The sequence below is a fragment of the Shivajiella indica genome (genome assembly GCF_042683085.1).
Classification (GTDB): domain Bacteria; phylum Bacteroidota; class Bacteroidia; order Cytophagales; family Cyclobacteriaceae; genus Shivajiella; species Shivajiella indica.
Map to the genome: position 1 here is coordinate 588,748 of NZ_JBHUIV010000025.1, position 20,249 is coordinate 608,996.

A 20,249-nucleotide genomic window follows, 5' to 3' on the forward strand; every position below is an offset into this window, starting at 1 on the left:
TCTGTTCAATAATTAATTGGTTGACTTTTCTGATCCTATTTACTAATTGAAAATTATAATTTTGGTAAAATTAATTGTTAAAATCTATTAATATCCTTTTTCACTATACTTCGATCTTATTTTTTTGAATATTTAACAAAAAATCCCTGCCATAGTTTTGACAAGGACTTTTTAATAAACAGAATAAGGTATTATTTCTTTTCCAGTTCTGCTTTCATCTCCTCAATATTCAGAATGTTTGAAATCTGGGTTTTTTCTATTTCCCTGAATTTTGTTAGCTGAATATCTATCTGTCTGGTAATTTCAACCCTTACTTCTTCAGCCCCATCGGTTGGCCTGAATTCACCCGTTCCAACTATGGAGTTTAAATGGGCCAGTTTGTTGTTCAGTCTGATAGGATAATTTAAGGGATCCTGACCGCTACTGTTTTGGGTCTGATACAGTTCTTTTTCAATGTCCGATATGGTTTTTACTATAGGTTCTATCCTCCTTTTTTGTCGTGGATTTTTTTGGACAATGGTATCCAGTTCAGCCCGATATTTTCTGATCAGCGTAATCGTTTCATGGGTCTCAGTCAGCTTATCCCTGACTTTTAGCAGAAAATCATATTGTGCCTGAAGGTCTTCCTGAGTTGACGGATATCTCAAATCCGGCAGAACTTTAAAACTCTGATCCTGCGACTGTCCATCAACTATTAGTCTGACCATATAATCCCCTGGGACAACTTTCGGCCCTCTCAATGGACCTGACCACATGATCATACCTTCGAAACCTTTGGCATCTGGAATCCGCAAATTCCAATTGAATTCATTTGAACCTGTCTTATATTTCAAAGTATCTTTTTCAATTCCCTTGGAAGAAAATTCTCTCATTAAATTCCTTTTGCTGTCATAGATTTCAATCCTGACTTCTTCTTTTGGTTCTTGGTTTAACTGATAATACACCAAAACTCCTCCAGGTCTATTCGTTCCAGCGGTTTTTGATTCTCTTCTCACACCATCCAATCTATAGGAATCCTGCGGCTTGAACAAATGAAATGGTTTATTGGCCACTTCTTCAGAAAGTTGATGCAGCACTGTTAGATCATCTATGATCCAGAAACTTCTTCCCTGGGTTGCTGCAATCAGATTGTTTTCCTTGATGGTTAAGTCCGTAATCGGAACAATAGGAAGGTTTAACTGAAATGGTTTCCAGCTTTCTCCGTCATTGAAAGAAATATACATACCGGTTTCAGTACCGGCATATAAAACCCCTTTTTTCACAGGATCAGCACGTACTACCCTTGTAAAATGCTGAGCATCTATTCCATTGATGATTTTAGTCCAGGTCTTTCCATAATCTGTAGTCTTGTACAGATAAGGTGCGAAATCCCCGTTTTTATAGGATGTGGCAGCAAAATACAGTCCACCCTCTTCAAAAGGATGTCCTTCCATGCTATTGATCTGAATCCATTCCGGCAAATCTTTTGGGGTCACATTGGTCCAGGTTTTTCCATTGTCTTCGGAAACGTGTACCAAACCGTCATCTGAACCGGCCCAAAGTACTCCTTTTTTTAAAGGCGATTCTGCCGCAGCAAAAATGGTACTGTAATATTCCACAGATGTATTGTCCTTCGTAATCGGGCCACCTGAAGGACCCAGTTTTTCTTTGGCATTTCTGGTCAGATCCGGACTAAATGTTTCCCAACTTTGCCCTCCATTTGTTGACCTATGGAACTGATTTGAGGTGGTATATAAAATTTTGGGATCATGGGGTGAAAAGAAAATTGGGAAATTCCACTGAAAACGATATTTCATCCCCTCTGCACCATGTCCCATAGGGTTGTCAGGATACACATTCACATTTCTTCTAGCACCTGTCCTATGATTGAGCATTTGTAGCAATCCTCCATAATTACCACCATAAACCACGTCATTATCTGTTGGGTCTACAGCCAACCAGCCAGATTCTGATCCTGCACTTTCTTGCCAATCTTCTTCTGTGATACCAGAACCCTCATTTCTATGGGCAATACGCATGGTGGAATTATCCTGCTGTGCCCCATAAATTCTGTAAGGAAAATGATTATCAGTAGTTACCCTGTAAAATTGGGCTGTGGGTTGGTTCATATAAGTTGACCAGGTTTCACCTCCATCAAAAGACACCTGTGCCCCACCGTCATCAGCAATGATCATTCTTTTATTGTCTTTTGGATCAATCCATAAATCATGGTGGTCCCCATGCGGCGCATTGGCTCCTTTAAAAGTTTTGCCCCCATCTGTGGACTTGTGATAACTCACATTTAAGACATATAAGGTGCTATCACTTTGTGTATCGGCATATAATCTGGTATAATACCAGGCTCTTTGCCTTAAATTCCTGTCATCATTGGTTTTCTCCCAGGTCTCTCCTCCGTCATCGGAACGAAATACACCTCCATCCAAATTCTCTACTATGGCCCAAAGTCTGTTTGAGTTCAATGGGGAAACCGTTATCCCCATGATTCCCAAGGTACCGGAAGGAAGGCCTTTATTTCTTGAAATTTCTTTCCAGGTTTCTCCACCATCAGTACTCTTAAACATTTTAGAACCCGGACCACCACTTTCCAAACTGTAAGGAGTCCTTTTCAATTCCCATGTTGTGGCATAAACCACTTCAGGATTGTTGGGATCTAAAATCAAATCCACAGCACCAGCCTGCGGATTGACAAACAGTTTTTTGTTCCAACTTTTCCCCCCGTCAGTGGATTTGTATACCCCCCTCATCTCTGTGGGTTTGAAAATATCTCCCAAAACAGCAGCATAAACTACATCTGGATTGGTAGGGTGGATACGGATCCTGGAAATAAACCTGGTTTCTTCCATACCGAGATTTTCCCAGGTTTTACCAGCATCGGTACTTTTCCAAAAACCATAACCATAGGACACATTGCCCCTGACTGTCTTCTCCCCACCTCCTACATAAATGATATTTGGGTCAGCATCTGCTACTGCAACAGCCCCAATAGATCCTCCGAAATAACCATCAGAAATATTGGCCCAAGTTCGGCCTCCATCAGTGGTTTTCCAAACCCCACCGCCTGTGGCACCAAAATAAAAGGTGTTCCTCTCTGAAGCCACACCGGCCACAGTAGCCGAACGGCCACCTCGGTGCGGACCCACCAGGCGCCATTGAACTGCATCATAAAGTTTTTCTTCATAAGTCTGCCCTTGTGCCACTTCCAATCCAAAGAAGAATAATGCAAGCACAAAGACCAACTGCAATCGTAATATTTTATTCATAGCATGAAGGTTAGTTTAGTGTTGGGGAATTTAGTGTTTAACTGAATTAAATGTGTGCAAAAAATGATTATTGGTTGAAAATTGGGCTAAAAATTCATAGAAACTCAGCTTTTGCAATAAATAGAAGGAATCTTTTCTCAACCAAAGCAAACAGGGTTGAATAAAAAAAGGCTCTCCAATAAATGAAGAGCCTTCCTATAATTGCATCGGTTGTATTATGCTTCTGCAGGAACTACACTTACATAAGACTTACCGTCAAATTTTTTCTTGAATTTAACCTTACCATCAGCAAGTGCAAACAGGGTGTGGTCTTTACCTACACCAACGTTTTCGCCGGCATGATGCTTGGTACCTCTTTGTCTTACGATGATATTACCGGCAATAACTGCCTCACCACCAAATTTTTTCACACCAAGTCTTTTGCTGTGTGATTCTCTACCGTTTTTGGAACTACCGACACCTTTCTTGTGAGCCATAACTTTATTAGTTTAGGATTTCCGGGGAAATCTTACAATGAGATATTTTCAATCAAAATTTTAGTAAAATCCTGTCTGTGACCGTTTTTCTTCTTGTAACCTTTTCTTCTTTTCTTTTTGAATACGATTACTTTGTCACCTTTTACATGATCAAGTATTTTACCTGATACCTTGGCACCTGCTATTGTTGGTGCCCCAATTGATACAGTACCGTTGTCATCAGCCAACAATACCTGATCAAATTCCACGGAAGCGCCAGCCTCGCCCTGCAACTTGGGTGCATAGACCTGCTGATCTTTTGTTACTTTGAACTGCTTTCCTGCGATGTTTACAATTGCGTACATAAATATTATTAAATGCTTTAGGAAATTGAGGTGCAAATATACCAAGTTATACCATAATAAAAAACCAATGTTGAAAGAAATTAAAAAAACCACTTCTTATATAACAACACTTTTCAATGATAAATTGATCTGAGTTGAAACCAAACCTTTTCAAGTCCCCATATATGTATGGGAAAGATTATCCACCATCCCATCCCCGGAATCAGAGAATGAGGATTTTATTAAAATATGAAGAGTCGAAATTCCTAGTTTCTTTAAATTTCAAAACAGGCTTCTGAATTAGTCTTAACAACGTCGTTACATCTAATTCTTAGTAAAATCATATTTTTTATAATTAATTGATTTTCAATAATTTAAAAAAATAAAATTGAGAAAATAAATTTTGACTATAGTTCAAAAAATTATGTTTTTGAAAGTCATTTAATTTTTTTTAGGTATTTGAAAAAAAGTTTTATAGTCCTTATAGGCCGATATAACTTAAAGTAATTATTAATTTAATGTATAATAATATGTTTATTTTCAGTTATTTATAATGTTTTTGACTAACATTCAAAAAACTAAAGAATACGGGGTTTTAGGGGTTTTATTTTTAATTTTTGTTGGTCATATTTGTTCACGGCTGTTCAAAAGACAGCCTTTTATTTCCAGCTTATGTTAGAAGATTTAAAGGCCTAACCTTTAAAGATTACAACTAAAATAAAGAGAATGATGCAACAGATAGAACCGATTCTTCAAGAGAACAAAAACCGATTTGTACTATTCCCCATCCAGCATGATGACATTTGGCAATTTTATAAAAAAGCTGAAGCAAGCTTCTGGACTGCCGAGGAAATAGACCTGAGTCAGGATTTAAAAGATTGGAAAAATCTTAATGATGGAGAACGACATTTTATCTCTCATGTTCTGGCGTTTTTTGCCGCAAGTGATGGTATAGTGAATGAAAACCTCGCAGAACATTTTGTAGCAGAGGTTCAATACACAGAAGCTAAATTCTTTTACGGTTTCCAGATCGCTATGGAAAATATCCATTCAGAGACCTACAGTCTTTTAATTGACACCTATATCAAAGACAATGCAGAAAGGGACAAACTTTTAAATGCTATAGAACATATTGACTGTGTGAAGAAAAAAGCAGAATGGGCGTTAAGGTGGATTGACAACGGTAATTTCCAGGAAAGACTGATTGCCTTTGCCGCAGTGGAAGGTATATTCTTTTCAGGTTCCTTCTGCTCTATTTTTTGGTTAAAGAAAAGAGGCCTGATGCCAGGGCTAACCTTCTCCAATGAGTTGATTTCCAGGGATGAGGGTTTGCACTGTGATTTTGCATGTCATTTGTACACCAATCACGTAGTAAATCCTTTACCTAAATCTACGGTTACTGAAATCATCAAAGATGCCGTTGAAATTGAAAAAGAATTTGTCACTTCAGCATTACCGGTCAAACTCATTGGAATGAATGCAGACCTGATGTGCCAATATATAGAATTTGTAGCCGACCGACTTTTGGTTGAGTTGGGCTGCAGCAAAGTATGGAACAGCACCAACCCATTTGATTTCATGGACATGATATCACTTCAGGGAAAAACCAACTTCTTTGAAAAAAGAGTGGGTGACTACCAAAAAGCTGGAGTGATGAAATCCAAAGAAACTGCCGACTCTCCTAAATTCTCCATAGAAGAGGATTTTTAAAATACCTTAATCCATCAACCTAAAAATACCCAAGAAATCATGTTAGTAATCAAAAGAGACGGACGTAGAGAATCGGTTAGATTCGACAAGATCACTACCAGAATTGAAAACCTGTGTTATGGTTTGGATGGCCGATATATCCATCCAATTGAAGTGGCCAAAAAAGTTATCGATGGCCTTTATGACGGTGTTACTACTACTGAACTGGATAATCTTGCCGCTGAAGTATGTGCTTCTCTTACGGTTCAACATCCGGATTATGCTATCCTTGCAGCTAGGATAGCGATATCCAATTTGCATAAAACTACCAGTCAGTCTTTCTCCAATACCATGAAAAGGCTGTACACATACATCAATCCAAAAACTGGAGAAAATGCTGCCCTGATTGCACCTGATGTATATGGGGTAATTAAAAAGCATGCTGCCAAACTGGATGAGACAATTGTTTACGACAGAGACTTTGATTACGATTATTTTGGTTTTAAAACCCTGGAGAGAAGCTACTTGATCAAACTTGATGGTAAAGTAGTAGAAAGACCTCAGCACATGCTGATGAGGGTAGCCGTTGGTATCCATAAAGAAGATATCGAATCAGCTATTGAAACATACCATTTACTTTCCCAGAAGTGGTTCACCCATGCTACTCCTACTCTATTTAATGCCGGAACACCAAAACCTCAGCTTTCATCTTGCTTTCTTTTGACTATGAAAGAGGATAGTATAGATGGGATATATGATACTTTGAAGCAATGTGCCAAGATTTCCCAATCGGCTGGAGGCATTGGACTTTCCATACACCATATCAGGGCTAAAGGCAGTTACATCAAAGGGACAAATGGTGTTTCCAATGGTATAGTGCCGATGTTGAGGAATTTCGACATGACCGCCAGATATGTAGATCAGGGTGGAGGAAAAAGGAAAGGCAGTTTTGCCATTTATCTGGAACCTTGGCATGCAGACGTTAAGGACTTCCTTGAACTGAAAAGAAACCATGGTAAAGAAGAAATGCGTGCAAGAGACCTGTTCTACGCCATGTGGATTCCTGATTTGTTCATGAAAAGAGTAGAACAAAATGACGATTGGTCATTGTTCTGCCCTAATGAAGCTCCGGGCTTATCAGACTGTCACGGAGAAGAGTTTGAAAAACTTTATGAAAAATACGAGAGGGAAGGAAAAGCCAGAGAAGTGGTGAAGGCTCAGGAATTATGGTTTGAGATTTTGGAATCCCAAATTGAAACTGGGACCCCTTACATGCTTTACAAGGACGCCGCTAACAAAAAATCAAACCAGCAAAACCTTGGAACCATCAAGTCTTCCAACCTTTGTACTGAAATCATAGAATACACAGCCCCTGATGAAGTGGCGGTATGTAACCTTGCTTCCATTGCACTTCCTAAATTTGTGGTTACCAAGCCGGATGGAAAGAAATATTTTGACCATCAAAAATTATATGAGGTAACCAAAGTAGCTACAAGGAACCTCAACAAAGTGATTGATGTGAATTATTACCCTGTGGAGGAAGCCAGGAGATCCAACTTCAGGCATAGACCAATTGGTCTTGGGGTACAGGGTCTGGCAGATGCCTTCATCATGCTCAGAATGCCCTTTGAATCTGCAGAAGCCAAAGGTTTGAATGAGGACATCTTCGAAACCATTTACTATGCTGCTATGGAAACCTCTATGGAGCTAGCTAAAGTAGAAGGCACCTATGAAACTTATGAGGGCTCTCCTGTATCAAAAGGCATATTTCAGTTTGATATGTGGGGAGTATCCCCAAAATCAGGAAGATGGGCTTGGAATGAACTGAAAGAAAAAGTGAAAAAATATGGGGTAAGAAACTCCCTATTGGTAGCACCTATGCCTACTGCATCAACTTCCCAGATATTGGGTAACAATGAGTGTTTTGAACCCTACACTTCCAATATCTATACCCGAAGAACGCTTTCAGGTGAATTTATCGTAGTCAATAAGCATCTGATGAGAGACCTGATTAATTTAGGACTTTGGAATGATGCCTTGAAAAACAGATTGATTGCAGCCAATGGATCTGTTCAGAATATTCCCGGAATACCACAAAATATCAAGGATATCTATAAAACAGTATGGGAAATTTCCCAAAGAGTTATCATAGATATGGCCGCAGACAGAGGGGCATATATCTGTCAATCCCAAAGCATGAACGTGTTTATGCAGGATCCGAACTTCGGTAAACTGACCTCTATGCACTTCTATGCCTGGAAAAAAGGATTGAAGACAGGTATGTACTATTTAAGATCACAGGCAGCTACTAGCGCAATACAGTTTACTGTTGACAAGTCTGCTTTGGAACCTGAAAAAAAAGCAGCTACTCCTCAAGCCCTAGATATGAGTAAATCGGTTAAACAAGATGCCATTGCATGCTCCCTGGATAATCCGGAGGGGTGTGAAATGTGCGGAAGTTAACAGCATTTTAGAGTTCGTTTGATGCTAGAAAAGCGCGTGGCGGTGTCATGCGCTTTTTTTCTATACTCGCTTTACTCAATTCCGTTACAAAGGTTTAAAAAAAAAATGGCTAAACGCCCTAATTTCCTTTTGATTTTATTTGCCAGTATTCTATTATAAGCCCTAAAACTCTTCAACCTCTTGTAGGGTTGACGTACAATCATAACCTATATTAACGATACATTTCATGTTGGCTATTCAAGGGTGAACCACTTCATGGTTTTCAAGATTTATTCATTCCTTTTTGAAAAATTCTCCAAAAACTGATCATATCTCTCCTTAAATTCCTCATGTCTCAATTTACCATCTTTGGCAGATTCCAAACCTAATTCAGCATTATTGACCAATTCAAAATACGCCTGTGGGAATTCATCCGAATACATTTTAGGGAGTACTTCCAATTTAGAAAGTCCCATATAAACGGTGAATAAAAGGAACAATGACATTAAAACAATAGACCTGTCTTTACTTTTTGCAATAAATGAAACGGAAGTTCCCTTTTCCGCCCCATAGTAAAGCTCCTTTTTGATGTAGGAAATGACTACAAAAATTACAAGTAAACCAAAGGCGATAATACCAAAAACTTCCGAAAAAACGGGCAAGAACGGAGTAACCGTCATCGATAGGATATACAATATCAAAGCAGCATAAAAACAAAAGACCAACCAGGCCAGGACTTTATTTTTTTGAATAATTTCTTTGAATAACTTGAATACTTTAATGGAATAAACAGCCACAAGCAATCCTCCTGCCAATCCGAATAATAATTCAACCAACTCAAAATGTATGTAAAACACCCTTAAACCCAAAATGATTGAAATAGTAAACAAACCTATCAGTTCACAAATTATTAAATAATCAACTTTTGATTTATTCTTCAAATGATAAACCAACTGGGTTAGAAATAACAAGCCAAAAACAAAGGCGACCATTCCCATGATTTTAAAACCATAGCTGTTCTGGGCCATAGAAGCAAATGCCCCCATCACCAAAAGGACAAATAACAGGTAATAATAGGTGTTATATTTTTTCATCAGTTTGGTAAGAAATTAAAATAAGTTTCAGTCCATCCAAGCCAATTGTCCAATTCTTTCCAGCGACTATCCCCCGACTCAATTTCCTTTCTTTTGGATGCCTCCAGCAAAATCAAGCCTCTGCATCGCAGATCCTGTGACTCTGTCAGGCTATTAGGGATTGCCATCAATGCCCTGTAATAATTGCCTTCCCTTGCTATTCCTGAAACCAATTGAAATACCGCATCAAATTTTCGTTGTTCAGGAATATCTCTAAGAATTTCAAGTGTCAGATTATTGATGCTTTGACTGCCAATGGTGGATAATACATTGATAAAATAAGGTCTACTATCCAAAGATTGTGGTAAAACATTAAAATCCAGACCTGCTGTTTTGGAGGAAACTGAATCCAAATAAACAAAAGCTTGAGGATCCGAATTACCCTGATAAGCTCTTTTTGCCATTAAGATATAAGGGAAGGCCTTTTCAGCATCACTTGGAAATCTTTCTGCCAACTCAACAGATTCCTCAGTCTTCCCATATTGGGCTAAATTTACCGCAAGCTGGATCATCATGTTGAGAAAGAAATTTTTTTCTACATACTCATATTTATTCGAAGACCGCGAGATAGATTGTTGGTCAAATTTTCTGTAATATTCAAATCCTTTCACCGTATCCGACTTTTCAAATGACCTATTGGCCAAAATCAGATAAAACAGATTTTTGTCCACCTCAGCACCTTTTGGGTGCCTCTCAATAAAATTCAAAACCTGGGTTAAAGTCTCATCAGAAAGTATGTAATTATTGTCCAATGTACCTGGAGGCGGAAAGGGTTTTACTTCAAAGGCTTTCGCGATCCAAAAATGTATGGTTTGTAAATCATCACCAGTCTCAAACATTTTTGACAGCAATCCTTTCCTATCCATATAGTGATAGAAAATATCTGAATGGTAATTCCAGCTGAACCAACCGTCCCGATAATCTGGATAAATGAACAATTCTTTTCTTGTAGGCTGTGTTGTTCTTACCCCATCACCAAAATATGGAATGGTTGAGGCTATTTTTTCTTCCAAAAAAGCAGGGTTTAACGTCGAATAATAATCAAATGCCAAATCAAACCAAGAATCCAATAACTCCTGATTGATTTCCATTTGACGGTCAAACCAATATTTATGGGTAAAAACAGCCCTTCTTTTGGTATTGATAGCCAATTGATAATTGCGCTCAGATATGTCTTTAATCTGATTAATATAAAATTCATAATCCTCACTCATCTGATCAAAAACATATCTTTCAGAAAAGAAAAGATTGGGATAAATATAACCTCTATAAGACCGCAAAGCTTGTGGTTCGAGATTGGCCCCAATATATAAATGGGTAATATATCCTGAGCGGATAATTGTATTTCGGTAAACGGTTATTTCGGGATTATCAAATGTATTGGTTGAGATCCATTTCACTAATCTTGGAGCTAAATCTCTAAACTTATATTGATACAAATACCCTAAGATGTTTTGGTGGTTATTGAATACCCTGCCCAATTCAAAATATTCCCTTTGCCCATTATCCAGTAATTGATCAAATGCCCATTCTACCCCATTAATATCTCCTTTACTGGCATACAGAGAAGCCAAAGTATGATAACCATTGTTAAAATCTGTTGGAAGTCTTCCATTGGGTTCGAAACTGCCCTTAGGGTAATATTTTAAGAATGCATTTCTACCTTCCTCACTTTCTTTTGGGGAAATATTTGAAAGGACTTCATCAATCTGCTTTATTTTTGCCTTTCCAGCTGTAAGCCAAAGCTGAATGGCCAAATTAAGTTCAAATGGAACAGTTGGACTAAACTGACCTGTTCCTTTATAAAAATCCAATACTCTTTGCTTGTTCTTTTCAGTCAAATCTGAAATTATTTTCTCCTTCGCAACTGATGGGCTATAATAATTATCCCTCATCAAAATGAACAGAAACTTATTAGTCTGTGCTAAAATATAATCGGATTCAATTTGGGCATCAGGTGATTTCAGATCCCCATAAATAAAATCAATGATTAAATCTTTGATAGGGTCATCAATATGCTTATCTACATAGATCAAAAATTTATAAGTATCAATGGCTTGAGTGATTCTGTCCTTTTGATCCATAGAAGACAAGAAGGAGGTCAAATAACCTGGTTCAAAACGCTCTTCTGCCAGCAAATAAACTGCCTTATCCTGATTGAGCACCTCAGGACTGCTTAGGAACACCAATGATTCCTTTCTGGCACGTTCAATGACCCGTTCATTCGCTTTTTGTTCAGCATCATACCAATAAAAGCCGCTCAATACGACCATGACCAAGATGGCAAAAAAAGTTCCTATCTTTTGGGGCCCATACTTCATAAAAGTCCGGGTAAAAAATGCATTTCTGCTGCTTCGCTTTAGAAACTCTTTTGTCTCATCCAAAAGTTTTTTGGCTTCCTTTGTTCTTAATTCATCATCCTTTTTGATTTCTGAGTATCTTTTGATCCAACCTACGTTTGGCTTACATTCCTCATACCAATTTTCAAAAAATGAAAGTGGGCCTATAGGCAACAAAAAATTCCGGCTTTTCCCATTGTCCTTCCAACGGTCCAGCTGTTTTTTAAAGTCCAAATAGATACTGTAAAATTCAAATTCCTGATTTGCCCAAGCGTTAAGTTTATTCCAGTTCCGGATCAAACTTTCATGGGTAATATCCAAAACCGTATTATCATGTAAAATATGGGTGTCAGGGTCCTCTGTCTTAAAAGGCCTGATAAATGAATTCCCTTCCTCCCTGAAAATATTCAAAACTCCTCCTACAACTTTCGAATTAAGATTATGCGTATTGATGATTTCGGTCAGTTCTCCCAAACTCATCCTATTCCGCACTGCCCTACTATTATCAATTTTGGTCAAACCACTAAAAGTCAATGCTATAATCCGCTTGGCTTCTTGTTGCGAAATGGGGTTTTCGGGATTTGTTTTATTGTAATATTCCCATGCATTTTCAAATAAAATGCTGGCATGGATTTCTATGACTTTGTTTAATCCCGTCTGATGATAATAAACCCGCTGATGCTCAGGCAAAGTTTTGAACCATTGTAGGAAAAGTTTCTGATCATTGTCGGGCAATTCATTAGCAGGCATTCCCCCAACTTTTGCATAATGAATCAGGTCCATTTCCTCAGACCCACTATCTGCTGCCAACCAAATCTGGGTCAGCGCATGTTGTAAAATAGGTAGCTGATCCAGACCTTCAGCCAAATCATAGACCAAGCGTTCAATCAGTCTTTGGGAAATCCTGTTCCCACTCAAAATTGCAGGTTCTTCTATGACCTGCTTTAAATCCTTTCTTTTTAACCGAGGAACAAAAAACTGTGAAAAACCGATATATTCAGGCAGCCCTCTGAATGCTGAACATTGTCCTATGTAATCTGAACGCATGGTACAGACTACATACACAGGAATGTTTTTTATGAGAGCGATGCGGGCAGTTTCCAAAATCAAATTCACCACAATTTGGGAATCCTGTGAAGGGGCTTCTTTATAAAAATTTTCCGGATTGGTAAAAAATTCCTCAAACTGATCTACAATGATCATTAGGTTAGAGGCCTTTCGCTTCCTTTTCCGTTGCTCTGTTTCCTCCAATTGTTGCCACTTTTCATCCTGTTCATCTATATAAAAATCCGAATTGGTATAGAGATCAATCATTGAAGAAAAACCCCTCCTCAATTCTATTTCAACGGTGGAATCTGGGATGTTGAATTTCTCAGCAATAGCTGAGGCCATGTTCTTGACAGGACTGCGCTCAGGTCTAAAATCTGCTACCACCCAATTGGTATACTTTGCTTTAAAAAAGCCTGCTCTGGCATTGGGAATCAAACCAGCGTAAATCAAAGATGATTTTCCTTCACCGGATGCACCGGTTACCATCAGGAACTTATTCTCCTCCAACAAAGCACTAAGCTGATCAATCTGATGATCCCGACCTTTGAAATAAATGCTTTCATCTTCAGTAAATGACCTTAAACCGGTATATGGACATATATTCATATCAGCTGCTTTCATCTATATAAAAAATCCAACGCGTGTAAAACCAAGGATAATTTTTTTGAAACTCTGACCATGTATCTTTCAATTCGACATTACCAGCAGCATAGCCAAGTAGAATTTCACTTAAAAATATTGAATAATCATCATCAGAAATATTTTCCGGAAACATCCTTTTTGCCTCATAAAGGTTAGCATGAAAAGCTTGTGAACGGACAATAAATTGGATAGCGAAAATTTTCTGAGTAAGATTTTTTATGATCCTGAAAGACTGCTCTAAATTTTCTTTTGGATCAAATAAAGTACTGGCATAAGCGAGTTGGGCTTTATGGGGCTGGAATGTAGTTACTATTCCAGTCCTTTCGAATTCCACCCTTGCGGAGTCCAATAACCTTTTGGCCATTTCCGAATTGGTTTTCTTATTGAGAAGATCCTTTGCAGCATAAGCATATATAGAGGATCTATTGATTGCTTTGTTGAATGGCTTTAATAATTTTTCGATTTCCTCAAAATCCCCTGAATTCGCCAGTCCTTCTGTTGCAGTAGCTATCAATCTTAGGGAATGGTTATTGATTTGATTGCCAAATTCCCTGGAACGTAGAATGTTTAAAAGAATATCAGAATTGATTTTTCCATAGTAAGATTTCATCGCACTATTATCTTCTTTCTGATAAGCCAATTCACCTAGGTATAAGTATAGCCAGTTCAGGTCCACTTGTGAAATTTCAGGCCTCTCATTTAGTTTTGCTTCAAGTTCCTTTAAGATTTCATAACGGATCGGTTTCACAATGAAACCATTTGGTTGAAACATCTTGGAATTATAGCTAAGCATCCATGAATTGAAATAATCAAGTTCAGCTTTGGTGGGATAAAAGAAATCCAAAATTTGATTTTCAAGAAGATACTCCAGAAAAACATCAGAAAAATAATAGAAAAAGAAAACTCTTGGTTCCAAAGGAGGAAAGCCAATTCTTAAATCAGGGTAAAGAAATAAAAACTTCCTGGGAACTATAATATTGTCCGTCGCTGCAACACCAATAACCGTATTTGCCTGCTCCAAATAAGAGGAAGATATTTTATTATAATGTTCAAATGCTTTATCAAAAAATTGGACCGTAGTCAATTCATTACTTTTTGGAATTTCTTTGTTTAAACTTTTTAAAATCCCTTCATTTTTAAAAGAAAGAGCCATTAAATAATTCCTTTCATCGTTATCGGGAAGACTCTTGAGAACAGCTTCTCTGTATTTTGTATAGAAAAATCCGATCTGATCCCTGTCACTGAACTGAAGGTTTAGATTTTGCCTTTCGTCCATAAAACCGAACAAATGCAAATTATAAGATGTATTTATGCTTTTAAGCATTCTTCCCAAAAGACGTGCATAAAATTCCTCCGAAGAAATATTTTTTCTTGAAATATATCCTTTTACAAATTCATCCAATGCAGTCTCTTGTTCGTACTTATAATACACAGCGGCAATATTGGCAGCATTATCAGCCCCTGCGGCATAATCTCCCTGGTAATTGTTTTGTGCGTTGGCCAATAAAACATCCATACAATCCAATACCCTTCCAGTATTGCCCTGTGAAGCGTATAAATAGGCCAGTTGCTGATATAACCCATTAAATCTAAAGCCGTAATTGCCATTCCCTCTTGGTAGCAAATTATCTGCATCAAAATTTACGTTTATCCAATCTGATTGACTTTCATTTTCAAATGGAGAAAGAATTTGGATGAGCCGCTGAGTTTCATCCGAAGAAAATACTTTATAATTAACTGCATGTTCCAATGCAAGGGTAAGGTTCGTTATATCAGTGAAATCTTCCGGTTGGGTTTCAAGAATATGCAATACCATTCTACCCGCTCTATTGGCATTTGCTTTTTTCCAAATGTCAACTTGTGGGTCAGGATTGTAATAATAGGTCAATTCGAGTGTTACCCGTGAATCATTCAATTCTTTTAAAATAGCCGAAATTGAGGAATTGATATTACCTGGAACCGCATACTGAGCAGATAAGCTATCAGCAATGCCTAAACTTCTAAAAATTTCTTCTTTTGGTTCATCCAATCCCTGAAAAATCAACAGGGAGGCTATACCATTTGCAATATTGATTTTTTCTATTGGATCTGAAATGCTATTTACCACCTCATCAACACTGGTAAGGTCAAGTTTCAACTGTTCAATTATGAGGTATATTTTATCCTCAAATGCCACTTTAGGGTTGTTAATCAGATCCTTGGATTCCGAATGAATAGCATTGAGGACATAAGAATTCTGCTGTCTCAGGTATTGGCGAATGGCAAATGAACTGAACACCAAAAATGCCAACAAAGCAATAGCAATCCCTATCCTTTTGGCACCATACCGCATGACTGTCCTTGTCACAATATGTTTTCTGGCACTTTTGCCAAGAAATTCCTGGGAATTCCTAAGTATGGTTTTTGCATTGGTTAATTTCTTATCTTTATCTAAGTCCTCAGGCAAGTACCTGGCAATCCAATGGATATTGGGATTTAATTTATTGATCCAATTTTCAAAATAGGTCAAAGGTCCAATAGACATCAAAAAAGCATTTGATTTTCCACTTTCTACCCATCGATTGAGTTGTTGTTCGTATTCCAGATAAACAGTATAATTTTCATATTCCTCCTCTGCCCACTTTTCAAGATATTCCCAGTTCCGAATAAGACTTTCATGGGTGATATCCAAAACATCTGATTCTTGGAGCTGCTGACTTTTCTCATCCTCTAAAATAAAGGGGCGGATAAAAGTATTCCCAGGTTCACGGAAGATATTCAAGACCGCACCTATTTCCTCTACCCCAACATCTTTATTTCCAAAAATATCAGTGATCTCCCTGAGGGTCATCCTGTTTCTTACTGCCCGGCTTTGGTCAATTTTAGTCAAACAGATAAAAGCATTTTTAATAATAGCCTGCGCTAATTCTTTTTTAATTTTCTTCCCGGTTTTTTCTAAACAATAAGAAGAAGCCTGTTCAAATAATTTATTGGTATGGGTATCTAATACGTTTTGGAGGCTAGGTTCATGATAACAGTCTTTAATTATGGATGACAAGCCATCAAACCAAACATTAAATTTTTGTCTTTGATCTTCAGGTAATTCTTCAGAAGCCATACCTCCTACCATGGCATAATGAATGAGGTCCATTTCATCTTTTCCATTATTTGCGGCATGCCATATCTGATTAAGGGCATGCTGAAGGATAGGAAGCTGGTCAACTCCTTCAGTCAAATCATGGATCAGTCTTTCGGTAAGACGCCTCGTTATTCTGTTGCCGCTCAGAACTGCCGGTTCCTCAATCACTTGCTGTAATTGAGAGCGGTTTAGTCGGGGCACAAAAAACTGGGAAAATCCAATATATTCCGGCAATCCCCGAAAAGCGGCACATTGACCTATAAAGTCGGAGCGCATGGTGAAGATGATATAAATAGGTAGATCATCTTCAAGTGCAATCCTTGCTGTTTCAAGGAGTAGATTGAGTACCAGGTTGGCCTCCTGTGAAGGCACCCCTTTATCATAATTTTCCGGATTGGTAAAAAATTCCTCAAATTGATCCACCAAAATAATCAGATTGGAGGCCTTCCTTTTTAAATTATTCCTTGATTTATCATCTGATTCCTTCCATGAAATGGATTCTTCATCAAGATAGCGTTTTGAATTTTTATAAAGGTCGGCCAAGGCAGAAAATCCATGCCTTAATTCAGACTCAACTGTTGTTTCGTTAGCAATGTCCAACTGCTGGGCCAAAGCCCTACATAAATTTTTGAATGGTGATCTTTCCGGCCTGAAGTCAGCGACTGACCATTGATAATATTTTGATTTGAGAAAGCCTGATCTGGCATTAGGGATAATACCTGCATAGACAAGAGAAGACTTACCGTCTCCAGAGGCCCCGGTAAGCATTAAAAATTTATTTCTCTGAAGCTGGGCCGTTGCGGCATCTATATCGTCTTCCCTACCTTTAAAATATAGAGATTCCTCCTCTGTGAAGGAGCGCAAACCGGTATAGGGACATATTTGAAAATCCTCAAACATAAATCACCCTACTTAAGATTAACAATGGTGGTATATACTTTTTTTACCTCAGCCGGAATTTCATCTTTTGGAACGATCGTAGATACCACTTTTGGTGCTTTAAAATTCCTTGCGAGGTTGCTTCTAGGATCATCTTCCCCTACAAAGAATAAGGGGGTTGGAGAAGATGCTCCTCCAACTTCTTTCCAAATCTGTTTGATAAATGGCAAAGCCCAATCTGCTGCATATTTGAAATAAACGACAGCCAACTTACTTTTTGGGATTTGTTGTGAAGAAACTTCCCGATACTCATCTTCCCCATCCGGCATAATATTCATAATCTCAACCGGATATTCCAAGCTTAATCTGTCTGTAATGATTTTAGCATCCTCTTCATCCTGCTGGTTGAAAATAAAGAATATTTCTGTGTCTTTGGTATCATGAACTTCGACCTTTTCCTTCATCATTACTACACGGATATCATCGACTAACTGCATAGGTCCTGCACTGTTCGAAAACATCATATTGCGGGTAATATTATTACGAATATATCTGATGAATTCCTGCTGTGACGGCTTCATGGATTGTTGGGAATCCGGTTGAATCCAAATAAATGTTTGAAATTCGGAACCCGGATCATCAATTTTTTTCTTTGCTTCCATAAATTGGAATTGGGGGAAAGAAACATTATCCTCTGATTCAAACCTCCTTCCAAATTCTCCACTTAACATATGTAATGAGCAAAGACACTTCTGTATATCCTCTTTTGCGCGCTGTTTAAATATTTCATCATCAGCCGGACAATCTACAGATGGCAGAACATTGAACCCTGCTTTTTGAAGGATAATGGCCATCTCTTCCCTTCTTTCCTTCAGGTCATTGGAAGTCCATGCCAGATAAATATTGGGCTTTTGCTTTTCACCCATTTGGACTTTTGCCCCTGAAATAGAGGTGGATATTACATTTGGCCTAATTTGGGTTAAAGTCGGTGAGAAGGAAGAGTATTCAAACACGTTTTCTTTTTGGAATTGTTTGATACCTGAAATGATTTCTTTAACTGCATTGGCCAATTTATTGATCTGATTCCTATAAAGAGGTCGGTAAGAGTTGCCTTGTTTCTCATCATCAAGTGGCAGTAATGGACGGTTTACGCCATCCTCCCTAAAAATAAAATCAATGGACCTTAAACTTCCCGATAGTTCATTTTCCAATAATTTCACATCCTCCATATCAATATCATGGATTTTTACCGGAATGACCCTTGAGATGGAGTTTCCATTTTGAAGCTTGATATTATTTCCAAGTTTCTCGGATTTGATTTGTTCCTTAAAGGCCTTGAACTCATTCTGCCAAACATAGGAATTCACATCACAATAGGTTTGTGAAATAATTGGCAAGAATATCAAAGACTTGATTTTTGAAGAGACACTACCATCCTCATGTTCGAATTGTAATCTATTATCCTCAGGATTTTTGTCAAAAAAGATGGATAGCTTGTCTTTACAGGTTGCGCCTAACTCCTGATGGAGTTTTTCAACAAATTCTGTCACCCAACCATCGTAATTATTGTCATTATAACGGTAGCTGATATGGATATCGAATTCATATTCTGGTATGATGGAGGATTTGATCAGTTTGGGAGGCTTTAGTTTTTTCGGTTCAATGCCAGCTAAAAATATGCGGTAAACCTTAACTGGTTCTTTTACATTCTTTAAATTTTCTGTTCTGAAAAATTCAGATTGGATATCATTTTTATTGGATAGGTCCCTTTGAACGGATTCGGAAACCAAAATACTCGATGGGGCAGCCAAAGCCTGTATCCGGGCAGCAATATTCACTGCATCTCCAAAAATATCCCCCTCCTCAAATATTACTTCCCCCTGGTGGATCCCAATCCTCAACTCATATGCATTTGCCTCATGACAAGCTTCCTGTATTTTAATTGCGGCATATACAGCATTGCTAACTGAAGGAAAGCTTGCCATAACTCCATCACCTAATTCCTTTATCCATTTGCCACCAAATTCTTCTATGACCGGTTTATGGATTTCTCTGTTTTTCCTTAACAGCTCAAAAGCCCTTTGCTCGTCGTTTCCCATCAATGCCGTGTATCCGACTATATCAGTGAACATTATAGCTGCTAGTTGACGTAGTTGTGGCATCTTATAAATCAAACTAAATAGTACTCATAAAATAAAAGATCGAATTAAAAACTTTGATTTCTAATATAATGGATTTGAATCAAAAGCCAATATTTAATTAGCACTATTTTAATTTCATCAGAATTTTATCGGGAAAACTAATAACCTAAAAAATAAAATAATAAGACCTTAAAGTTCCTATCAATACTTACCTTCGGGAAGTAACATTAAAAAGATGTCGGATTAGGTACTTGCTTTTCAAAAACAGGTTTGAGTATATAAAAAACACCTCAATGAAACCACATTGTTCCGAACTACAACAGTGACAAAAGAACACAAAAGGTAAAGTCTAAACCCTTTCTTTGCACCGCCTATCCCAACCATTTGTCCCACTAAAGCACTAAGAAACACAAGGTTTTTAATTTTCATCTTTTGTGTTGTTTGGTGTCTCAGTGGGAAAGACAACCATATCGAAAATGGAAAGAAGATTTTTTAAACCACAACAGTCACAAAAGTGCACAAGAGAAAATACCCTTTGCATCTCTGTCTCTGAATTACACCCTCCAAAATCCGAATTCTTATGTCTTATGTCTTGTGTCTTGAGTCTTGTGTCTTGAGTCTAGTTTCCCCTTAAAACACAAAACCCCCAGGATATCTCCTGAGGGTCTTAATAATGTGGCGGCGACCTACTCTCCCGGGTGTAACCCCAGTACCATCGGCGCTGCAGGGCTTAACTTCTCTGTTCGGGATGGGAAGA

Annotated in this window: 9 protein-coding genes and 1 rRNA gene; 2 read left to right on the plus strand and 8 right to left on the minus strand. The window is 38.0% G+C overall.

Annotated features, from left to right (window positions below; all coding sequences use genetic code 11):
* Window positions 1-191: 191 nt before the first annotated feature.
* The 3 genes from ACFSKV_RS18870 to rplU all read right to left on the minus strand — a co-directional run bounded on the left by ACFSKV_RS18870 (window position 192) and on the right by rplU (window position 4,080).
* The gene (locus ACFSKV_RS18870) at window positions 192-3,260 is read right to left on the minus strand and encodes a WD40/YVTN/BNR-like repeat-containing protein (RefSeq protein ID WP_380806399.1); all 3,069 of its coding nucleotides are present in this window, start codon (window positions 3,258-3,260) and stop codon (window positions 192-194) included.
* Between the two features lie 215 nt (window positions 3,261-3,475).
* Window positions 3,476-3,736, minus strand: coding sequence for a 50S ribosomal protein L27 (gene rpmA / locus ACFSKV_RS18875; protein WP_380806401.1), 261 nt, complete (start codon window positions 3,734-3,736; stop codon window positions 3,476-3,478).
* A 32-nt stretch (window positions 3,737-3,768) separates the two neighbouring features.
* A complete protein-coding gene (gene rplU / locus ACFSKV_RS18880; protein ID WP_380806404.1) occupies window positions 3,769-4,080 on the minus strand; it encodes a 50S ribosomal protein L21 in 312 nt (103 codons plus the stop codon).
* Between the two features lie 708 nt (window positions 4,081-4,788).
* On the opposite strand from rplU, the gene ACFSKV_RS18885 reads away from it, so the two are divergent.
* Together ACFSKV_RS18885 and ACFSKV_RS18890 are read left to right on the plus strand one after the other, a co-directional pair.
* Window positions 4,789-5,769: a ribonucleoside-diphosphate reductase small subunit gene (locus ACFSKV_RS18885; protein WP_380806444.1), complete on the plus strand. Its 981-nt coding sequence runs from the start codon at window positions 4,789-4,791 to the stop codon at window positions 5,767-5,769.
* A 39-nt stretch (window positions 5,770-5,808) separates the two neighbouring features.
* Window positions 5,809-8,211 carry a ribonucleoside-diphosphate reductase subunit alpha gene (locus ACFSKV_RS18890; protein ID WP_380806406.1) on the plus strand — a complete coding sequence of 801 codons (2,403 nt, stop codon included), beginning with the start codon at window positions 5,809-5,811 and terminating at the stop codon, window positions 8,209-8,211.
* A 269-nt stretch (window positions 8,212-8,480) separates the two neighbouring features.
* On the opposite strand, the gene ACFSKV_RS18895 is transcribed toward ACFSKV_RS18890, so the two are convergent.
* The 5 genes from ACFSKV_RS18895 to rrf all read right to left on the minus strand — a co-directional run.
* Entirely contained in the window at window positions 8,481-9,284 is an 804-nt protein-coding gene (locus ACFSKV_RS18895; protein ID WP_380806409.1) for a hypothetical protein, read from the minus strand.
* A complete protein-coding gene (locus tag ACFSKV_RS18900) occupies window positions 9,284-13,333 on the minus strand; it encodes an ATP-binding protein (RefSeq protein ID WP_380806412.1) in 4,050 nt (1,349 codons plus the stop codon). The genes ACFSKV_RS18895 and ACFSKV_RS18900 overlap by 1 nt, the downstream gene beginning before the upstream one ends.
* Window positions 13,320-17,372, minus strand: a complete 4,053-nt coding sequence (locus ACFSKV_RS18905) for an nSTAND1 domain-containing NTPase (RefSeq protein WP_380806414.1) — start codon at window positions 17,370-17,372, stop codon at window positions 13,320-13,322. The genes ACFSKV_RS18900 and ACFSKV_RS18905 overlap by 14 nt, the downstream gene beginning before the upstream one ends.
* 8 nt (window positions 17,373-17,380) lie before the next feature.
* Window positions 17,381-19,483 carry an adenylate/guanylate cyclase domain-containing protein gene (locus ACFSKV_RS18910; RefSeq protein ID WP_380806417.1) on the minus strand — a complete coding sequence of 701 codons (2,103 nt, stop codon included), beginning with the start codon at window positions 19,481-19,483 and terminating at the stop codon, window positions 17,381-17,383.
* A gap of 682 nt (window positions 19,484-20,165) precedes the next feature.
* A 5S ribosomal RNA gene (gene rrf, locus ACFSKV_RS18915) occupies window positions 20,166-20,249 on the minus strand; the annotation flags it as partial.